The sequence below is a fragment of the Aureimonas sp. SA4125 genome (assembly GCF_019973775.1).
Taxonomy (GTDB): Bacteria; Pseudomonadota; Alphaproteobacteria; order Rhizobiales; family Rhizobiaceae; genus Plantimonas.
Genome location: NZ_AP025032.1, coordinates 3,461,441 through 3,478,294, shown reverse-complemented (window position 1 = coordinate 3,478,294; position 16,854 = coordinate 3,461,441). Strand labels below are relative to the sequence as shown.

General features: G+C 65.7%; 16 protein-coding genes. 10 read left to right on the top strand and 6 right to left on the bottom strand.

What is annotated here, in order from left to right:
* Positions 1 to 5: 5 nt before the first annotated feature.
* The 10 genes from Sa4125_RS16435 (at position 6) to Sa4125_RS24335 (ending at position 10,354) form a co-directional block, all read left to right on the top strand.
* Complete coding sequence (locus Sa4125_RS16435; RefSeq protein ID WP_223999574.1) at positions 6 to 749, top strand: aspartate/glutamate racemase family protein; 744 nt, start codon at positions 6 to 8, stop codon at positions 747 to 749.
* Positions 736 to 2,106: an amidase gene (locus Sa4125_RS16430; RefSeq protein ID WP_223999566.1), complete on the top strand. Its 1,371-nt coding sequence runs from the start codon at positions 736 to 738 to the stop codon at positions 2,104 to 2,106. The genes Sa4125_RS16435 and Sa4125_RS16430 overlap by 14 nt, the downstream gene beginning before the upstream one ends.
* A gap of 143 nt (positions 2,107 to 2,249) precedes the next feature.
* Entirely contained in the window at positions 2,250 to 3,299 is a 1,050-nt protein-coding gene (locus Sa4125_RS16425) for a substrate-binding domain-containing protein (RefSeq protein ID WP_223999564.1), read from the top strand.
* 77 nt (positions 3,300 to 3,376) lie between these two features.
* Positions 3,377 to 4,261 carry an ABC transporter permease subunit gene (locus Sa4125_RS16420; protein WP_223999562.1) on the top strand — a complete coding sequence of 295 codons (885 nt, stop codon included), beginning with the start codon at positions 3,377 to 3,379 and terminating at the stop codon, positions 4,259 to 4,261.
* On the top strand, positions 4,258 to 5,049 hold the full coding sequence (locus tag Sa4125_RS16415) for an ABC transporter ATP-binding protein (protein WP_223999560.1): 792 nt from the start codon (positions 4,258 to 4,260) through the stop codon (positions 5,047 to 5,049). Before Sa4125_RS16420 ends, Sa4125_RS16415 begins: the two co-directional genes overlap by 4 nt.
* Positions 5,046 to 5,894, top strand: coding sequence for a carbon-nitrogen hydrolase family protein (locus Sa4125_RS16410; RefSeq protein ID WP_223999559.1), 849 nt, complete (start codon positions 5,046 to 5,048; stop codon positions 5,892 to 5,894). Before Sa4125_RS16415 ends, Sa4125_RS16410 begins: the two co-directional genes overlap by 4 nt.
* The gene (locus tag Sa4125_RS16405; RefSeq protein WP_223999558.1) at positions 5,891 to 7,432 is read left to right on the top strand and encodes an amidohydrolase family protein; all 1,542 of its coding nucleotides are present in this window, start codon (positions 5,891 to 5,893) and stop codon (positions 7,430 to 7,432) included. Before Sa4125_RS16410 ends, Sa4125_RS16405 begins: the two co-directional genes overlap by 4 nt.
* On the top strand, positions 7,429 to 8,685 hold the full coding sequence (locus Sa4125_RS16400) for an allantoate amidohydrolase (RefSeq protein ID WP_223999557.1): 1,257 nt from the start codon (positions 7,429 to 7,431) through the stop codon (positions 8,683 to 8,685). The genes Sa4125_RS16405 and Sa4125_RS16400 overlap by 4 nt, the downstream gene beginning before the upstream one ends.
* A gap of 626 nt (positions 8,686 to 9,311) precedes the next feature.
* Positions 9,312 to 9,881 carry a Gfo/Idh/MocA family oxidoreductase gene (locus Sa4125_RS24340; protein ID WP_345944287.1) on the top strand — a complete coding sequence of 190 codons (570 nt, stop codon included), beginning with the start codon at positions 9,312 to 9,314 and terminating at the stop codon, positions 9,879 to 9,881.
* Positions 9,773 to 10,354, top strand: coding sequence for a Gfo/Idh/MocA family oxidoreductase (locus tag Sa4125_RS24335; RefSeq protein WP_345944343.1), 582 nt, complete (start codon positions 9,773 to 9,775; stop codon positions 10,352 to 10,354). The genes Sa4125_RS24340 and Sa4125_RS24335 overlap by 109 nt, the downstream gene beginning before the upstream one ends.
* A gap of 169 nt (positions 10,355 to 10,523) precedes the next feature.
* Here Sa4125_RS24335 and Sa4125_RS16390 read toward each other — a convergent pair whose 3' ends face one another.
* The 6 genes from Sa4125_RS16390 to Sa4125_RS16365 all read right to left on the bottom strand — a co-directional run bounded on the left by Sa4125_RS16390 (position 10,524) and on the right by Sa4125_RS16365 (position 16,840).
* Positions 10,524 to 11,786, bottom strand: coding sequence for an AGE family epimerase/isomerase (locus Sa4125_RS16390; protein WP_223999556.1), 1,263 nt, complete (start codon positions 11,784 to 11,786; stop codon positions 10,524 to 10,526).
* Positions 11,787 to 11,796: 10 nt separating this feature from the next.
* Positions 11,797 to 13,101 (bottom strand): TRAP transporter large permease, encoded by a 1,305-nt coding sequence (locus Sa4125_RS16385; RefSeq protein ID WP_223999555.1) that lies wholly within the window; start codon positions 13,099 to 13,101, stop codon positions 11,797 to 11,799.
* A complete protein-coding gene (locus Sa4125_RS16380) occupies positions 13,098 to 13,577 on the bottom strand; it encodes a TRAP transporter small permease (protein ID WP_223999554.1) in 480 nt (159 codons plus the stop codon). Before Sa4125_RS16380 ends, Sa4125_RS16385 begins: the two co-directional genes overlap by 4 nt.
* Positions 13,578 to 13,656: 79 nt before the next feature.
* On the bottom strand, positions 13,657 to 14,664 hold the full coding sequence (locus Sa4125_RS16375; RefSeq protein ID WP_223999553.1) for a TRAP transporter substrate-binding protein: 1,008 nt from the start codon (positions 14,662 to 14,664) through the stop codon (positions 13,657 to 13,659).
* 204 nt (positions 14,665 to 14,868) lie between these two features.
* Positions 14,869 to 15,822: an ABC transporter permease gene (locus Sa4125_RS16370; protein ID WP_223999551.1), complete on the bottom strand. Its 954-nt coding sequence runs from the start codon at positions 15,820 to 15,822 to the stop codon at positions 14,869 to 14,871.
* On the bottom strand, positions 15,815 to 16,840 hold the full coding sequence (locus Sa4125_RS16365) for an ABC transporter permease (protein WP_223999549.1): 1,026 nt from the start codon (positions 16,838 to 16,840) through the stop codon (positions 15,815 to 15,817). The genes Sa4125_RS16370 and Sa4125_RS16365 overlap by 8 nt, the downstream gene beginning before the upstream one ends.
* Positions 16,841 to 16,854 lie beyond the last annotated feature (14 nt).

Genomic DNA, 16,854 nt, shown 5'->3' with positions numbered 1-16,854 from the left:
GGGCGATGCGCATCCTCCTCCTCAATCCCAACATCTCCGTCTCGATCACCGAGCGCCTGGCGCAGGTCGCGCGCAGTGCCGCGGCCCCCGGCACGCAGATCACCGCGATCACCGCCCCCCGGGGCGTTCCCTACATTTCCGGCCGGGCGGAAGCGCAACTGGCCGGCGCGGTCGTCCTCGAAATGCTGGCGGAACACGGCCCGGGCCACGACGCGGCGCTCATCGCGGCCTTTGGCGATCCCGGCCTCTGGGCGGCGCGGGAACTGTTCGACCTGCCCGTCGTCGGCATGGCGGAAGCGGCGATGCACACGGCGGCAATGCTGGGTCAGCGCTTCTCGATCGTCACCTTCGCGCCGGCGCTGGGCCATTGGTACCAAGATTGCGTCGCGGCGAGCGGCCTCTCGAGCCGCCTCGCGGCCATCCGATCACTCACCTCCGGCTTCGGCTCGGTCGACATGGTGGCGGAGGAAAAGGCGGAAGCGCTGGTGAAGCTCTGCGATGCAACCGTGCGCGAGGATGGCGCCGACGTCGTGATCCTTGCCGGTGCGCCGCTGGCCGGCCTTGCCGGACAGCTTGCCCAAAAAGTGCCGGTTCCCCTCGTCGAACAGGTCGCCGCGGGTATCGCACAAGCCGAGACTCTGGTGCGCCTCGTACCGATGTCAGGCGCTTTGCTTCGCCGCCCGGTCGCCAAGACATCGCAGGGCCTGCCCGCCGCGCTGGCAGCACGGATCGCCCATGCAGACGCGTGAAAGCCTCGCCTCGACCGCCGATGCCGTCAATGCGGGGCGCTCCAGCGCGCGCGCCGAATGCGAGCAGGCGCTGGAGCGCATCGAGGCGGGACGCGACCTCAATGCGATCGTCGCGGTGGATGCGGTCATGAGTCTGCAGGAGGCGGAGACGGTCGACCGGCGCCTGGGGGCGGGAGAAGGGCGACTGCCGCTGGCCGGCGTGGCGCTCGTGGTCAAGGACCTTATCTGGGTCGAGGGCCGGCGGGTGACGCAGGGCTCGCGGCTCTTCGCCGATTTCGTCGCCCCGCAGGATGCGCAGGTCGTTGCCCGGCTGAAACGGGCCGGCGCGGTCGTCGTCGGCATCGCCAACAGTTCCGAGTTCGGCTGCAAGGGCGTCACCGCCAATCCCCTGCATGGGGTGACCCGGCATCCGCTCGATCCGGCTCTGACCCCCGGCGGATCATCCGGCGGCTGTGCGAGCGCCATCGCGGGCGGGCTCGTGGCGGCGGCCATCGGGACGGATTCCGGCGGGTCCAGTCGCCGGCCCGCCGCCCATGTCGGCTGTGTCGGCTTCAAGCCGAGCAGAGGCGCCGTGCCGAACGGACCGGGCTTTCCGACGCTCGACATCGGTCTCGAATGCCTGTGCCCGATGGCCGGCAGCGTCGCCGACATCCGCCTGCTGTTCGAGGCGATGTCGGGTCGGCGGGCCCCTTCGACCAAGGGACCCTCCGCTGCGCGGCGCCTCGCCTTCACCCCGAGTTTTGGCCTCGACGTGCCCGTCGATCCGGAAATCGAGGCGATGCTGCAGGCAGCCCTGGCCACACTTCGCGAGGCCGGCTTTGCCGTCGAGCGGCGCGACCCGACCTGGCCGGACGGCGCCGTGCCTGCCGACCTCATGGCACTGCAATACGCCATGCTGGCAGATCTTTATGGCGACGCATTCGAGCGCGACCCAGACCTTTTCGATCCCGACATCGCCGTCCAGATCGACGCCGGACTGCGGCTCGACGCTCGCGCCGTGTCGAGGGCGCTTCGGCTGTCGAATGCCATCACGATAAGCCTCGACGCGACCCTTCGGGGCGTCGACGCGCTGCTGTCACCGACGGTTCCATGCTTTGCGTGGCCGGCGACCGAACTGGGTCCCGCCCATATCGCCGGCCGGACTGTCGGCCCACGGGCGCACGCGGCCTTCACGCCCTTCATCAATCATGGCGGGCATCCCGCGCTGTCCTTGCCCATCGGTTTTGGTGCGGCCGGTCTGGCGGCCGGCCTGCAGATTTGCGGGCAGCTCCATGCCGATGACGATCTCCTCACGCTCGCAGCGGGCATCGAGGCGGCACTAAGCCGATCAGCAAGAGGAGGGACGCTCACGCACTAAAGCATGGCCTTGCCGGTCGCTCCGGCACAAGCGGCAGACGACGTGAAGCGCAGAGCAGCGATGCTTCTTCCGGGTTGGCGTGCCCCTCGCGAATGCGGCTCGAGCCCAGGCGGTTTGGCCGAATCTCACTCTTGGAGACGAACATGTGCGAACGTAACGGCCACTTCTACGCGAACTTTTCACGCCGCAATTTCCTGAAGACCACGGCCGCCGGTGCGGCGATGGTGGCCTTGCCGCCGCATCTGGCGGGGCTTGTCGGCGAGGCTCATGCCGCCGGAACCACGATCAAGGCGACCCATGGCACCGGCTTCTGCAACATGGGCATTTTCCTTGCCAAGGAGCGCGGGCTGGCCACGGCCGACGGCGTCGATCTCGAATTCGTCATCACCCCGTCCAATGCCGAGATCACCACGATGTTCGGTGCCGGCCTCGTCGACATCTCGATGATTCCCTACTCCAACTTCATGACGCTCTACGATGCGGGCGCGCCGGTGAAGATCGTTGCCGGCGGCGGCGTGCAGGGCTGCATCATCGTGGCGGGCGAGGGCATCAAGACCGCCGAGGATCTGCGCGGCAAGACCTTCGGCACCTTCCAGGCCGACACGCTGGAAGTGCTGCCCTACGACTATCTGAAGGCCGCCGGAATGACGTTTGCCGACGTCGACATCCGCTACATGAACACCTCGCCCGAACTCGCCCAGGCCTTCATGGTCGGCGCGATCGACGCGATCTGTCACATCGAGCCCTATGCGACCCAGTGCGTGCAGAGCCGGGAGGGGGCCACCGTGCTCTCCGACGGTACCGATCTCTACGGTCCCGGCTATTCCGACTGCGTGCTCGCCGCCCGCACGCCGCTCCTGGAAAGCAATCCGGATGCGGTGAAGGCGATCATCAAGGCGCTGATGCAGGCGCAGGCGCAGGCCGAGGCCGACATCGAGGCTGCCCTGACCGACACCGTGGGCACCTACTACAAGACCACGATGGAAGCGGCCCGCAACGCGTCCGCCAAGCAGCCGATCGTCGTCGACCAGCGCAACCAGACCCAGTTCATCATCGATCGTGGTCTCTCGATGAAGGAGCTCGGCTACGTGCAGAACCTGCCGGATCAGGGCGCCTTCGACTGGAGCTTCCTGGAAGCGGCGATCGCGGAGAACCCGGACCTCTACGCCTCGCTGCAGCGCAAGTCGGCCTGAGCTTTTCCCGCCGCGTCTCCATGCCCGGCCGATCTATCGGCCGGGCCGATGCTCTCCTGTCAACGAAAGGCCGCTTGATGGTCGCCCTTCCCTTTGCCTCACTTCGCTCCGGCGAGGCGCGGATCAGTCTGCGCCGCCCGCCCGCGCTCGTCCTTTCGGCCGGCTGGACAATTCTCTCGATCGGCCTCTTCGCCGGTCTCTGGGAACTGTCCTGGGCGATGGGATGGGCCAACCCGCTCCTGCTGCCACCGCCGCATCTCTTCCTCAGCGACTGGGACCGCACGCTGTCCTATTTCAGCAATGCCAACCGCATCGGGGCCGACGCCTCGCATGGCGGTCTGGTCGGCCTCCTGGCGACCTCGCTCTATACGATTCTTCGGGTCGTGGCGGGGCTTGCCCTCGGCCTCGTCGCCGGTGTCGCGGTCGGGGCTCTGGTCCACTACGTCAAACTGGCCCGCAACCTCCTGATGCCGACCCTGCTTCTCCTGACGCCGATCTCCCCGGTCGCCTGGCTTCCGGTCTCGATCTTCTTGTTCGGCATCGGCAACACGCCGGCCATCTTTCTCGTCTTCATCACCATCTTCTTCGCCATCATCCTCTCGACGACCGCGCAATTGGAGGGTGTCAGCAAGTCCTATCTGAACGTCGCGCGCATCATGGGCGCGAGCGGACACCAGATCTTCTGGCGCGTGGTGTTTCCGGCCATCCTTCCCGGCCTCTTCATGACCTTGCGCCTCAACCTCTTCGCGGCCTGGATGGTGGTTCTGATCGCCGAGGCGGTGGGCGTCGGATCCGGGCTCGGCCAGATCACCGCCGTCGCGCGATCGACCTTCAACGCCCAGCTCACCTTCTTCACCATGGCCCTGATCGGCGTCATCGGCTTCGGCTTCGACTGGGCCCTGCGCACGGTGCAGCGCCGCATGCTCTGGTGGGTCGCGCCCTCGACGGGAGGCGCACGATGAAGGTGCCGGCGCTCTCTCTGAAGTCCGTGTCGAAAGTCTGGCAGAGCGAGGGCCGCGCGCCGGTGCGGGCCCTCGAAGACTTCGACCTGGAGGTCGCCAAGGAGGAGTTCGTCGTCTTCCTCGGCCCCTCGGGCTGCGGCAAGTCCACGCTCCTCTACATGATCGCCGGCCTGGAGGAGACGACCGGCGGCGCGATTCTCGACGACGGACTGCCCATTTCCGGGCCCTCCTTCGATCGGGGACTGATCTTCCAGGACGCGTCTCTGTTCCCCTGGTTGAGCATCTCCGACAATGTCACTTTCGGCCTGTCGTTGCGCGGGGTCTCGCCCGCCGAGCGCCAGAGCACGGCGGAGAACCTGCTGCGTTCCGTTGGCCTCGCCGGCATGGGTGACAAGCGGCCGGACGAGCTGTCCGGTGGAATGCGCCAGCGGGCGGCCTGCGCCCGGGCTCTCGCGGTGCGCCCGAAGATCCTGATGATGGACGAGCCCTTCGCCGCGCTCGACGTGCAGACCCGCACCAAGATGCAGGACTTTCTGCTCACCCTGTGGCGCGAGAGCCGGGCCTCCATCATCCTCGTCACCCATTCGATCGACGAGGCCATCTCGCTGGCCGACCGGGTCGTGGTGTTCACCGCCCGTCCCGGCAAGGTCAAGGCCATCATTCCGATCGAGATGGAGCGGCCGCGCCCGCCGCGCGATCCGCGCTATCACGCCTATCGCGACATGTTCACCGATCTCCTGGCCGACGAAGTGGACCGCGCCTTCGCCGAGCAGGAAGGCCAGTCATGACGGCGCCTTTGTTGCGGGTCGCAGCACTTGGTGTCGGCGCTTATCAGAACAGTTCGGAGGAGCTTCTGGACGAGGCCGAGCGCGGCATCCGGAGGCTCTGCGCAGAGGGCGCGGCGCTCATCCTGCTGCCGGAGCTCTTCGCGCTGCCGTTCTACGCTGCCGACGATCCGCTTCGCTGGGGCGAAGCCGCCGAGGATCTCGAAGGGGCGACCTGCAGCTGGGCGCGCCGCCTGGCCGCGGAGACGCAAACCGCGATCGTCTTCGGCATGGCGCTGGCCGATGCGGCCGGCGCGCGACCGGCCAATGCGGTGGTTCTCGCCGCACCGGGCCAAACCCCGATGGTCGTGCAGCGAAAGATCCACCTCGCGCCCGCGGCAGGCGAGCCTTTCGGCGAGACCGATCACTTCGCGCAAGGGCCGGCGGCCCTGCACTGCTTCGACTATCGCGGCGCCCGCTTCTGCCCCTTGGTCTGCTACGACCGGCGCTATCCCGAATGCTGGCGATCGGCCGGCCGCGACGGCGCCGACATGGTGCTGGTGCTCGTCGGGGGGCCGACCGCCGACCCGCCCGGTCTCTTCGAAGCCGAGCTGCGCACCCATGCGCGCGCCAACGCGCTCTATGCCTTGGCCGCCTGCCGCTTCGGAAATGAAGAAGTCACGGGACGGCTTCAGCGCCATGCCGGCGAGACGGTCGCCTTCGGCCCGGATGGCGGGGAACTGCCCGCCGATGGGCGCACGGTCCTCCTCGACATCGAACCGGGGCGCCTTGCTGCAGCCCGCCAACACAACCCCACCCATCGAACACTCCGCCTGAACCACCAGGCATCAGAAAGGGCATTTGCATGAGCGACCACATCACGAGCGCACGCTGGGTCGTCACCGGTATCCAAGACCGCCACACACCGCTGATCGTCGATGACGGCGCCGTTCTGTCGAGGGACGGCGAGATCGTTGCGGTCGGATCGATGGAAGACATGCGGCGCCTGTCGCCGGGTGCCGCCGAAACAGCCTATCCGGACCACGTCATGCTGCCGGGCTTCGTCAACTCTCACCACCATGTCGGCATGACGCCGCTGCAGCTCGGCTCCCCCGACCATGCGCTTGAGCTCTGGTTCGCCAGCCGTATTCCGGGTCGCAAGCTCGATCTCTATCTCGATACGCTCTACTCCGCTTTCGAGATGATCGCCTCGGGCGTCACGACGGTCGCCCATATCCATGGCTGGATGAGCGGCGGCTACGAGGCTGTCCATGGTGCGGCGACGAAGGTGCTGGACGCCTATCGCACGATCGGCATGCGCGCTTCCTACTCCTATGCCCTGCGTGAGCAGAACCGCCTCGTCTACGAGGCGGACGAGGATTTCTGCGCCCGCCTGCCGCAGCCGCTCGCCGGCCATGTCGCCGCCTATCTCAAGTCCCAGGTCCTGTCCTTCGGCGAGCACATGGCGCTCTTCGACCAGCTGACGGCGGAAAACGCAGGGCAGGCCCTGACCCGCATCCAGCTCGCGCCGGCCAATCTCCATTGGGTTAGCGACGAGAGCCTCGTGGAGATGAATGCCCGCTCGGTTCGCCACGGCGTGCCGATGCACATGCACCTGCTCGAGACGGCGTATCAGAAGGAGTATGCCCGGCGGCGCACGGGTAAGACGGCGGTCCGCCACCTCTACGATCTCGGGGTCCTGTCGCCGCGCATGACGCTTGGCCACGGCGTCTGGCTGAACCAGGAAGACATCGAAATCGCCGCCGATACCGGCACCTGCATCTGCCACAACTGTTCGTCGAATTTCCGCCTGCGCTCCGGCGTCGCGCCGCTGAACGCCTTCGAGAAGCATGGGCTGAACGTCGGCATGGGCCTCGATGAGGCCGGCATCAACGACGATCGCGACATGCTGCAGGAGCTGCGTCTCGTCCTGCGGGCCCATCGGGTGCCCGGCATGGAGGACGCGGACGTGCCGAGCTGCCCGCAGGTCCTGCGCATGGCGACGGAAGGCGGCGCCAACACCACGGCCTTCGGCCGCGAGATCGGCCGGCTCGATCCCGGTCGGCGCATGGACGCCGTTTTGATCAACTGGAAGACCGCCACCTACCCGTTCCAGGACCCCGACATCCCGATGCTGGACGCGGTGATGCAGCGGGCCAAACAGAACGCGGTGGACGCGGTCATCGTGAACGGGGCGGTGATCTATCAGAACGGCCGCTTCACCCATGTCGACCGCGACGCCATCCTGGAGGAGATCTCCCGTCATTACGCCCAGCCGCGAACGGCCGAAGAGACGGCGCGCCGGCAGATGGGCCAGGACGTCTTCCCGCACGTGAAGGCCTTCTACGACGGCTATCTCGATGGCGAGACGCGCACGCCCTTCTACGCGCCATCCTCGGCACGATGAGCGCCGCACCGCGCGCCGAAATGCATGGGGATGCCGCGGCCATGGCCGCCGAGGCGATGGCGCTGATCGAGGATCTCGCCGCGATCTCGGACGAGCCCGGGCGGTTGACGCGGCTGTATCTGTCGGCGTCCCATCGCCGTGCCGCCGACCACGTGCGCGCGCAGATGATCGAGATGGGTCTTGCCACCTCGATCGACGCCGCCGGCACGGTCGTGGGGCGTTATGAGGGGAGCCGGCCCGGCATGCCGGCGCTTCTTCTCGGCTCGCACATCGACACGGTTCGCGACGCCGGGCGTTTCGACGGAGCGCTCGGCGTCGCAGTGGCACTGGCCGTCGTGGCAAACCTCGCCCGTCGAAACCGGCGTCTGCCTTTCGCGATCGAGATCCTCGCTTTCGGCGACGAGGAGGGGATCCGGTTCCCTTCCACGCTGGCGGGGTCCCGGGCGATCGCCGGAAGCTTCGACCTCTCGACCCTGGCCGACCGCGACGCTGATGGCATCTCTCTCGCCGATGCCTTGCGGGCCTTCGGCAGCGATCCCGCCGCGATCGCCGCGGCCGCTCGTCGGCCGCAGGACGTCCTTGGCTATATCGAGGTTCACATCGAGCAGGGGCGGGTGTTGGAACATGCTAACCAGGCGGTGGGGCTTGTGTCCGGGATCAGCGGGGCGACGCGTCTCGGCGTCACTGTCGAGGGCGTCAGCGGCCATGCCGGAACGCTGACCATGCCGGACCGCCGCGACGCGCTTTGCGGGGCCGCGGAAATGGTGCTCGCGATCGAGGATGTCGCCCGCGGCTGCGAGCAGGTGGTCGCGACGGTCGGCCGACTCGTGGCGGAACCGGGAGCGGTGAACGTCGTCCCGGGCAAAGTGGCTTTCACGCTGGACCTGCGAACCTTCCGCGACGCCGAACGACGGCGCGTGCTCGGCGAAATTCTGGAACGCTGCGACGCCATCGCAGGACGACGCGGTCTCGAACTGCACCACGAGGTTTTCTACGATCAGCCGACGACCGTCTGCGACAGGGCCTTGAAGGCGGGGCTGGCGGCTACCTTGTCCCGACTGGGGCTCGATCCCATCGAAATCCAAAGCAGCGCCGGCCACGATGGTCTGGCGCTCGCTGCGCTCTTTCCGATGGCGATGCTGTTTGTCCGCTGCAAGGACGGTGTCAGCCATCATCCTGACGAATCCGTGAGCCCTGCCGACATTGGAACGGCCGGCGTCGTACTGCGCCATTTTCTCGAAGCCCTGCATTAGAGCATGATCACGAAAGGTGGGTTCCGGCTTTCGGAAAAGACCATGCGAGGACAAGGACCTAAGGCGGGTCGGCGATTCGAAGAAAAGCCATCCCGCTTTAGTCAGACGCGGGCTTCGCCGTCCGTGCCTGGAGGGCATCATGTCATTTGGCGGCCGAGACCATCGACGTGTCTTCAACATCAGGCTGCGGCTGCTGCAGCGGATGGACGAAGCACCGGACCCCATTTCGCCGGACAGACGGCGGTCGGGTATAGGCACTGAACCGGATGAACTCGCGGGGCGAGCGGAATAGCCATGGGTCGGGCGGGCGTCGACGATGGCACGGATCGGCGCCAGGAACTCGGCATCCTCGACTTTGCGATACGGCCCCCGCAGCTTCACCGTCCTGCCGCGTCGCTCGTTGATGGGGGGAACGAGCGACGTGAAGCGTCCGCGCCACGGGTCTCATCGTCAACCATCCGTCGTCACGTTCCAGGATAGCAAGGTGATAGCCGTTTTTTGGGCGGGCGGAATTCACGGGATCAGCGACTTGGCTCCGCCCGGGAACCCACGGGCCTTGGCATCCCCTGTCATCTCGCCGACAGTCGAAAGGGAAGATTGACCGCGCCATCGGGGAGGAGAGGAATTTGACAGTCCAGAAAAGACGGGTCGCACTCGTCGGGCTCGGCATGGTGGTGGGCGCCCATGCCCGCAGCGTCATCGACCTCGCCGACCGCGTCGAACTGGCTTACGCTTACAGCCCGACAGCGGCTCGGCGCGAGGCCTTCGCGGCAAGGTTCCCGTTCCCGACTTGCGAACGGCTCGAGACCATCCTTGAGGATCCCAGCGTCGACAGCGTCATCGTGCTGACGCCGCCCAACACACATCTCGACATCGTCAGTCGCTGCGCTGCGGCCGGCAAGAACGTGCTCCTTGAAAAGCCAGTCGAAATCACGACCGAACGCGCCACGCGGCTGGTCGAGGCCTGTGAGGCGGCGGCCATCACGCTCGGCATCGTGTTGCAGCATCGCTTCCGCCCTGCCGGCGAAGCGCTCGCCCGGATGCTGGCCGGCGGCGAAATGGCGAAATCGCCGGCTGCTCGACCGTTATTCGCCTGTGGCGCCCCCAGAAATACTACGATGAACCCGGCCGGGGTAGCCTGGCGCGCGACGGCGGCGGCGTACTCCTCACCCAAGGCATCCACACGCTCGACCTGATGCTCAGCCTCGCCGGCCGCGCGGCAGAGGTTCGCGGTTTCGCCACCACCAGTCCGCTGCATGCCATGGAAACCGAGGACATGGTCGCCGCCGGCATCCGCTTCGAAAACGGCGCCCTTGGCACGGTCGACGCCACGACGGCCGCTTATCCAGGCTTTGCCGAGCGTATCGAGGTTATCTGCCGAAACGGAACCGCCGTGCTGGCCGGTACCGGCCTCGACGTGACCTTCCATGACGGGCACACGGAGCGGGTCGCGCCGGTCGAGACCGCCGCTGGCACCGGCGCCAACCCGATGGATTTCCCCCATGACTGGCATCGCAGCGCCATCGCCGACTTCCTCAATGCACTGGACGAGAAACGCCCGCCGCGCATTTCAGGACGCGAGGCGTTGAAGGTGCATCGCTTGATCGACGCGCTGATCGAGGCTGGCCGTTCAGGGGAAAAGGTCGCGGTTGCCGCCGACCAGGCCTGAGGGAACTGCCCGCAAAAATCTCCAACGCAGCGGTCGCGGGCATGACAAACCAGGGCAAAACGCTTCGGTGCCGCTGGAGCATGATCTTGAAAGCTCAATGCCGACTTCGAGAAAGGTCAAGCGGAACAGAGAAACGGAGCGGAGCAGTTCGAAGAATGGCCGTTCCGCTCTATTGCGGTTCCCATGCGCCCAGCCGCTGGCCTTCGATGATCGCCATCGCGACGTGGTAGAGCAGCCGCGTTGGAGCGTCCGCCTGCAGCGTCTTGCCTTCGAGATCGATCTGGTTACGCCAGATCGGGCGGTCGGCAGCGATATGACTCCTGAACATCAGCGTCGACAATTGTCGCGCCCGCGCCAGGCCCGCCCGATTGCCAGCGAATTCCGCCCGAGCCAGATGCGCTTTGATGCCTTCCGTCTGCGGCCATAACAGCATTGACCTTGAGATCGGCGCGCCCGTCGGGGCGATCTCGTCATAGACACCGCCGTCAAGGCCGCCGCCGCGATGGGTGCCGTGATTCCAGCCAAACCGGTAGAGAGAGGCGGCATGGCTGTCGAAGTGCCTGTCGCCGGATAGGGCCGCATAGCGGTGCAGCAGCCAGACCCATTCGAACTGGTGGCCGGGTTCACGAATGTGGCCGGCGGGAGGCGGAGCCTCGCCGAGATTGCGGTCGAGGAATTCGCGCAGCGACCCGGTCTGGGTATCGTAGAAATGTGTTTCGAAGACATCGAGGATGCGGCGCGAATGCTCAAGCCAGCGCGGCTCGCCCGTCGCCTCGTACAAAGCCAGCAGCGCCTCGAAGAGATGCATGTGCGGATTCTGGCGGCGCGGTAGCGGATAGGGCTCGGACGGCCGCGTGATGCGGTCGTCCTCATGATAGCTGCCGGTTGACGGGTCGAAGAGTGTGCGGTGAAACCAGTCGAAGGTCTCGTCGAGCATGCTCCGCGCGCTGGCCGAGGGCCCCAGCCGCAGCCAGGCGGCGAGCCCGAGCAGCACGAAGCTGTGGTCGTAGGCGTCCTTGATCCGATTTGCGCCGGGGCCTGCCGGGTCACCGTCGCGGCCGACCGCGCGATGGAAACCGCCATCGGCGCCATCTCGCAAATGGTCGGCAAGGAAGGTCAGTGCGGCCTCGGCGCCCTCTCGGCATTCGACGCCGCCGCCATGCAGCCGCGCATGGGCGCAAGAAAACAGCATCCGCGCTTGCGTCAGCGTCGTCTTCTGGTCATCCGCGTAGGGTCGGCCCTCGGCAGACAATCGGTCGAAGAAGCCGCCATGCTGCCGGTCCCGCGCCGTCGTGATCCAGAACGGCATCGCTTCGCCATGGAGCCAGCGATCAGGCCGCTGATCATTGCCTATCATGCGCCTCTCTCTCCGATCGCGGCTCCGCCAAGCTGCCGGCGCAGCGCACAGCTGCTGGACGCCGCGCCACCTCATAACCGATCCGTCAGTTGACGAATTGCGGCATCAGCAGCCGTGGCAACCACAGGCTGATCGAGGGAAAGATGATCACCAGCGCAAGGATGAGCAGCATTGGAGCGAGGATGATCGAGACATCCCGCAGCACACGTTTCACCGAAATGCCCGCGACCGAGCAGGAGATCAGCAGGCACAGGCCGTAGGGCGGCGTCACCAGGCCAAAGGCAAGGCTGATGACGCCAATCATGGCAAAATGGATCGGATGCATCCCGACCGACTGGGTGACCGGCCACAGCACCGTGCCAAGGATGATGATGGCCGGGATCGCGTCGATGAAGCAGCCGATGATGAGGAACGCGATCGCGACGGCAAAACCCATCTCGGTGACGCCCAGATCCATCGCCTGCACATAGGCAACCAGCGCAGCCGGCACCTTGAAATAGGCTAGGATCCAGCCGAAGGCACTGGCTGTGCCGATGCAGAACAGGGCGATCGAGGCAAAGCGGCCTGTGTCGTAGAGGACCTGCGTCAACAGACGCAGGCCAATCGTGCGATAAACGACCATGCCGAGGAAGAGCGCATAAAGCGCGGCGATCACCGAGGCTTCGGTGGGCGTGAAGAAGCCACCGACGATGCCGCCGACGATAATGATCGGCGTCAACAGCGCCAGCGCGGCGCCGAGAACGGCGCCAGCCAGTTCGCGCAGCGTTGCCCGGCTGTGCAGCCCCATGCCTTTGCGCCTGGCATAGACGTAAACGGTAATCATCTGCGCCGCCGCAATCAGGATGCCCGGAATGATGCCGGCAAGGAACAGTCCACCGATCGAGACCGACATCAGCCCGCCCCAGACGACCATCAGGATGGACGGCGGGATGATCACACCCATGACAGAGGAACAGGCAGTCACGGCGACGGAGAAGGATGCCGAGAATCCCTCCTTCCTCATCTGCGGGATCAGCAGCGATCCGATGCCGGCCGCGTCCGCGGTCGAGCTACCCGATATCCCGGCGAAGAACATCGACACGACGACATTGACGTGGCCGAGACCACCTGGAAGGTGCCCGACCAGCGCCCGCGATAATCGTATCAGCCGGTCGGTGATTCCCGCCGCGTTCATCAGATTGGCGGCGAGCAGGAAGAACGGCACCGCAAGAAGGACGAAGGAATTGTAGGAGCGAAACATCTCCTGGAGCAGCAGAATCGGCGTCAGCCGGGGCTCTAGGAAGAACACTGGGATGCAGGCGAGCGCGAGCGCGAAGGCGACCGGCACCCGCAAGATGATGAACAGCAGGAACAGCCCGAAAAGCAGCGCGGCGACGAAACCGGGGGTCATGCCGCTTCCCCCGCGGGGCGGCGAAGTTCGAGCATGATCTTCTCGGCCATGAAGAGTAGCGTGACGACGCCCATCAGCGGCCAGGCGACGAATATCCAGTTCATCGGCAGCGAGGCGATCTCCGAGGTCTGGTACCAGCCGAAGAGGAGAAACTGCCAGCCGTACCAGACGAAGATGAGTGCAACGAGCGAGATCATCAGATGAACAAAGATGCGTTTCGCCCGCTCAACCTTGGGATTGCTGGACTCCGGCAGAATTTCGAGGTCGAAATGTGTGCCATCGCGCACCGCGCACATCGCGCCGATCATGATCATCCAGACGAAGCAGAATCGGGCCACTTCCTCGGTCCAGATAAAGCGCGGAATGTAGTCGGAGCGTGACAGCACCTGCATGGTCACGGGTATGATGAGGCCGGCAACAAGCAGGCCGAGCGCCACCTTGAGGACCAGGTGGACTGCGTCGAGAATGCGATGCATGGATTCTACCGAAAGTGCGGGAAATGCGGAGGCATTGTGAAGCGCCGGGGCGGCGGGGCCGCCCCGGCGCAGCGGCGTCCTACCGGATCGCCTGGATGTTCTTCAGAACTTCGGCTGCGCCGAGTTCCTCGGCATAGGCCTCGAGCACCGGACTGGCGGCTGAGAGCATCGCGTCGCGGTCGGTGAATTCGTGCGTCTTGATCCAGCCCTTTTCGACCATGGCGTCGACCTTCTTGCCGTCCTCGCTGCTTTCGATGTCGCGACCATGCTGGCCCGCTTTGGGACCGGCTTCGTCGATGCACTTCTGCAGGGCTTCCGGCAGGCCCTGATAGATCTTGTTGGACATCATCAGCGGCCGGATGGTGATGGCGTGCTTTGTCAGCGAGAGTTCCGGCCCCACTTCGAAGAACTTCATCTGCTCGACGCCGGCAGCCTCGTTCTCGGCGGCCTCGATGACGCCGGTCTGGATGGCGTTGTAGACTTCGTTGTAGGCGATCACGGTCGGCGCCGCGCCGAGCGCACCGAAGACACTGGTCCAGATCGGGGCGCCCTGCATGCGGATCGACAGTCCCTTCATCTCTTCCATGTTGGTGACCGGCCGCGTCGCGAAGATGTTGCGCGTGCCGCCGCCCGCATAGCCCAGAAGCCGGATGTCGGCCTTTGCCAGAATGTCGTCGGCAATCGGCTTCAGCGCGTCCGCCTCGAGCACCTTCTTCCAGTGATCCTCGTCCCGGAACAGGAACGGCATGTCCATCAGTGGCGCCATCTTCGAAAAGGTCGACATATGGGCGGGCGAAGCCACCGCATAGTCCACCGAAAGGCCCTGATTCATGTATGCAACGTAGTCCTTCTCCAGCCCGAGCTCGGAGTTGAGGTGCATCTCGAAAACAATCGGCTCTTCAGTGTAGCAGGCTGATACCAATTCCTCGAATTTGCGCATCGTCTTGGTGAAGGCGTGGTTCTCGTCGAATTGGCTGGCGCCGACCAGTTTGGTCTGCGCGACGGCTGGCGCGGCCCAACCTGCGACACCAATGCTGACGCCGAGTAGCAGTGCGGCGGCCGTACCACTCAGATATCGCAAAGTCATTCCGTTCCCCCCAATCGGACGCGTTCATCTCAAGTTAAAAGAGCGCGTTCTCGCGTTGAATATTGCAGTGCAGTATTTTTATATCGAATTGAACTATATCCAATGACTTGCGCAGGTCAATAACGTCTAGGCTTTGTCGGTTGGTGTGGGGGACGACGATTTTCAAATTGGAGGCCGACCCGATATGGGTCAATCGACGGCGTCTCACCGCCCTCTCAGTTGCGTGCGGTTGCCTGCAAGGCTCAGGACAGCGATGATGGCTGTGCCCTGCAGGATATCCTGTACCGGCAGGCCCGCGATCTGCATCGTGGTGACGATCATCACCAGCAGGAACGCGCCCATGGCGGTTCCAAGGGTCGTCGCGGCGCCGCCGGAAATCAGCGTGCCACCCAGAACGACCGCCCCGACGGACTGCAGCAGATAGGGCGCTCCCATTTCCAAGAACGCGTCGCCGGCATAACCGGACAGGAGGAAGCCTGTCAGGCTTGCGAGAATGGAACTGGCGATGAAGGCAGAGGCATCGACGCGCCGTGTCTTGATGCCCGACAGCCTCGCGGCCTCCGGGTTTTGTCCGACGGCGGCAAGCTTTCGCCCCCAACTGCTGAACGACAGCATGACGGCGCAGGCCGCTGCGACCAGAACGGCGCCGATCGCGATGTAGGGCAACGGGCCCAGTCGGCCGCTGGTAGCAGATACGAGACTTGGGGCTGATCCGGCGGCCCGGATCACGCCGTTGAGGACGAGCGTCGCGGTGGCGAGAATGTATCCGCTGGCCAGGGTGGCGATCATCGCCGGGATCCGCAGCACCAGCACCGTCAGCGCATTGCAGGTGCCGACGACAAGGCCACAGGCCAGCACCGCCGCAAATGCCGGCAGCACGCCAGCGTCGCGACCGCCCGATACGGCGATCGTCAGATAGGCACTGAGCGTCACGACACTCGGCAGGGACAGGTCGATATTGCCGCGCCCCGTGGTGATCACCAGCATCTGCCCAAGCGCCGGCAACAGCAGAAAGGCAGCGGACGTCGCGACGCCGGACAGGCTGTAGACGCTGAAACGGTCGGTCAACACCACCAGCGCCGCCCAGAGCAGAAGGATGCCGAGAAGCGGCCATATCCAGCGCCGCCGCCGGGTGAGCGTTCCGATCGCCTCACGCACGGCGGCGGCTCCAGGCGGCCAGCGTCTGCAGGCTGAGCATGGCGATCAGCAGGCCGCCTTGAACCGCGGCGTTGAAATCGGTGCTGACGCCGAGCGACGCCAGAAGCGCACCGATCAGCGACAGCGTCACCGCGCCCGCGACCATCCCTAGGGGGGAGATCGTTCCGCCGACGAGCTGACAGCCGCCGATCACCACCGCGGCGATGGCGAGCAGGGTGAGGGAGGAGCCGGCATTGATGTCGCTGGCGCCGTTGCTGGCCGTGAGGAATAGGCCGGCGGCGGTCGCGAAAGCGCCGGCGATGACGTAGCGCAGGACGGCGTAGCGGACCGGCGACCAGCCGCTGCGGGTGAGCGCCAAAGGTGCACTGCCGAAGGCACGCAGGATGGTCCCGGTCGGTGATCTGTCGATCGCCACGGCGACAGCGGTCGCAAGGCCGATCAGGAGAAGCGGCGTCGGAATGCCGGGAACGGCAAGCGCATAGAGACTGCTCAGCCATTCGGGACTGGCGCCGCCCGGCGAGGGTTGCAGCGTCTGGCCGATGCCGGCGAAAATGAACGAGGTGCCGAGCGTCACGACGATGGCGGGGATGGCGCGTGCCTGGATCAGCAGGCCGATGACGACGTAGCCAAGGAGACCGGCGACGAGCGCGAGCAGTCCGAAGGCCGGCGTTGTGACCAGCAAGGTCGAGCTGACGACGTTGACGAGGCCGGCAAAGGCCCCGACGCCGAGATCGATCTCCGATCCGCCGACCACGAACATCTGGGCGAGGGCCACGAGCACCAGCGTCACCGCCTGCGCGAGCAGCAGTTCCAGCCCGAAACTCGATGCGACGCGCGGGTTGATACCGGCCATGACCGAAAAGACGAGGACAAGGCTGACGAAGGGGATGGCGCGGAAAAGCACGTTGAGGGCGCTGCGCCTGACCGACGGGCTCTCGCCCTTATCTTCCGAAAGGACTTCGAACGAGGCGGAGACGATCGCTTCCTCCGAGATGTCAGGCCCCGTAAGGCTCTTCACGACCCTTCCGCCGG

Coding starts and splice junctions, on each gene's coding strand:
- Sa4125_RS16430 (WP_223999566.1), top strand. CDS start 736: ATGCAGACGCGTGAAAGCCTCGCCTCGACCGCCGATGCCGTCAATGCG.
- Sa4125_RS16400 (WP_223999557.1), top strand. CDS start 7,429: ATGAGCGCCGCACCGCGCGCCGAAATGCATGGGGATGCCGCGGCCATG.
- Sa4125_RS16390 (WP_223999556.1), bottom strand. CDS start 11,786: ATGAGGTGGCGCGGCGTCCAGCAGCTGTGCGCTGCGCCGGCAGCTTGG.
- Sa4125_RS16380 (WP_223999554.1), bottom strand. CDS start 13,577: ATGCATCGCATTCTCGACGCAGTCCACCTGGTCCTCAAGGTGGCGCTC.
- Sa4125_RS16385 (WP_223999555.1), bottom strand. CDS start 13,101: ATGACCCCCGGTTTCGTCGCCGCGCTGCTTTTCGGGCTGTTCCTGCTG.
- Sa4125_RS16410 (WP_223999559.1), top strand. CDS start 5,046: ATGACGGCGCCTTTGTTGCGGGTCGCAGCACTTGGTGTCGGCGCTTAT.
- Sa4125_RS16405 (WP_223999558.1), top strand. CDS start 5,891: ATGAGCGACCACATCACGAGCGCACGCTGGGTCGTCACCGGTATCCAA.
- Sa4125_RS16415 (WP_223999560.1), top strand. CDS start 4,258: ATGAAGGTGCCGGCGCTCTCTCTGAAGTCCGTGTCGAAAGTCTGGCAG.
- Sa4125_RS16435 (WP_223999574.1), top strand. CDS start 6: ATGCGCATCCTCCTCCTCAATCCCAACATCTCCGTCTCGATCACCGAG.
- Sa4125_RS16375 (WP_223999553.1), bottom strand. CDS start 14,664: ATGACTTTGCGATATCTGAGTGGTACGGCCGCCGCACTGCTACTCGGC.
- Sa4125_RS16425 (WP_223999564.1), top strand. CDS start 2,250: ATGTGCGAACGTAACGGCCACTTCTACGCGAACTTTTCACGCCGCAAT.
- Sa4125_RS16420 (WP_223999562.1), top strand. CDS start 3,377: ATGGTCGCCCTTCCCTTTGCCTCACTTCGCTCCGGCGAGGCGCGGATC.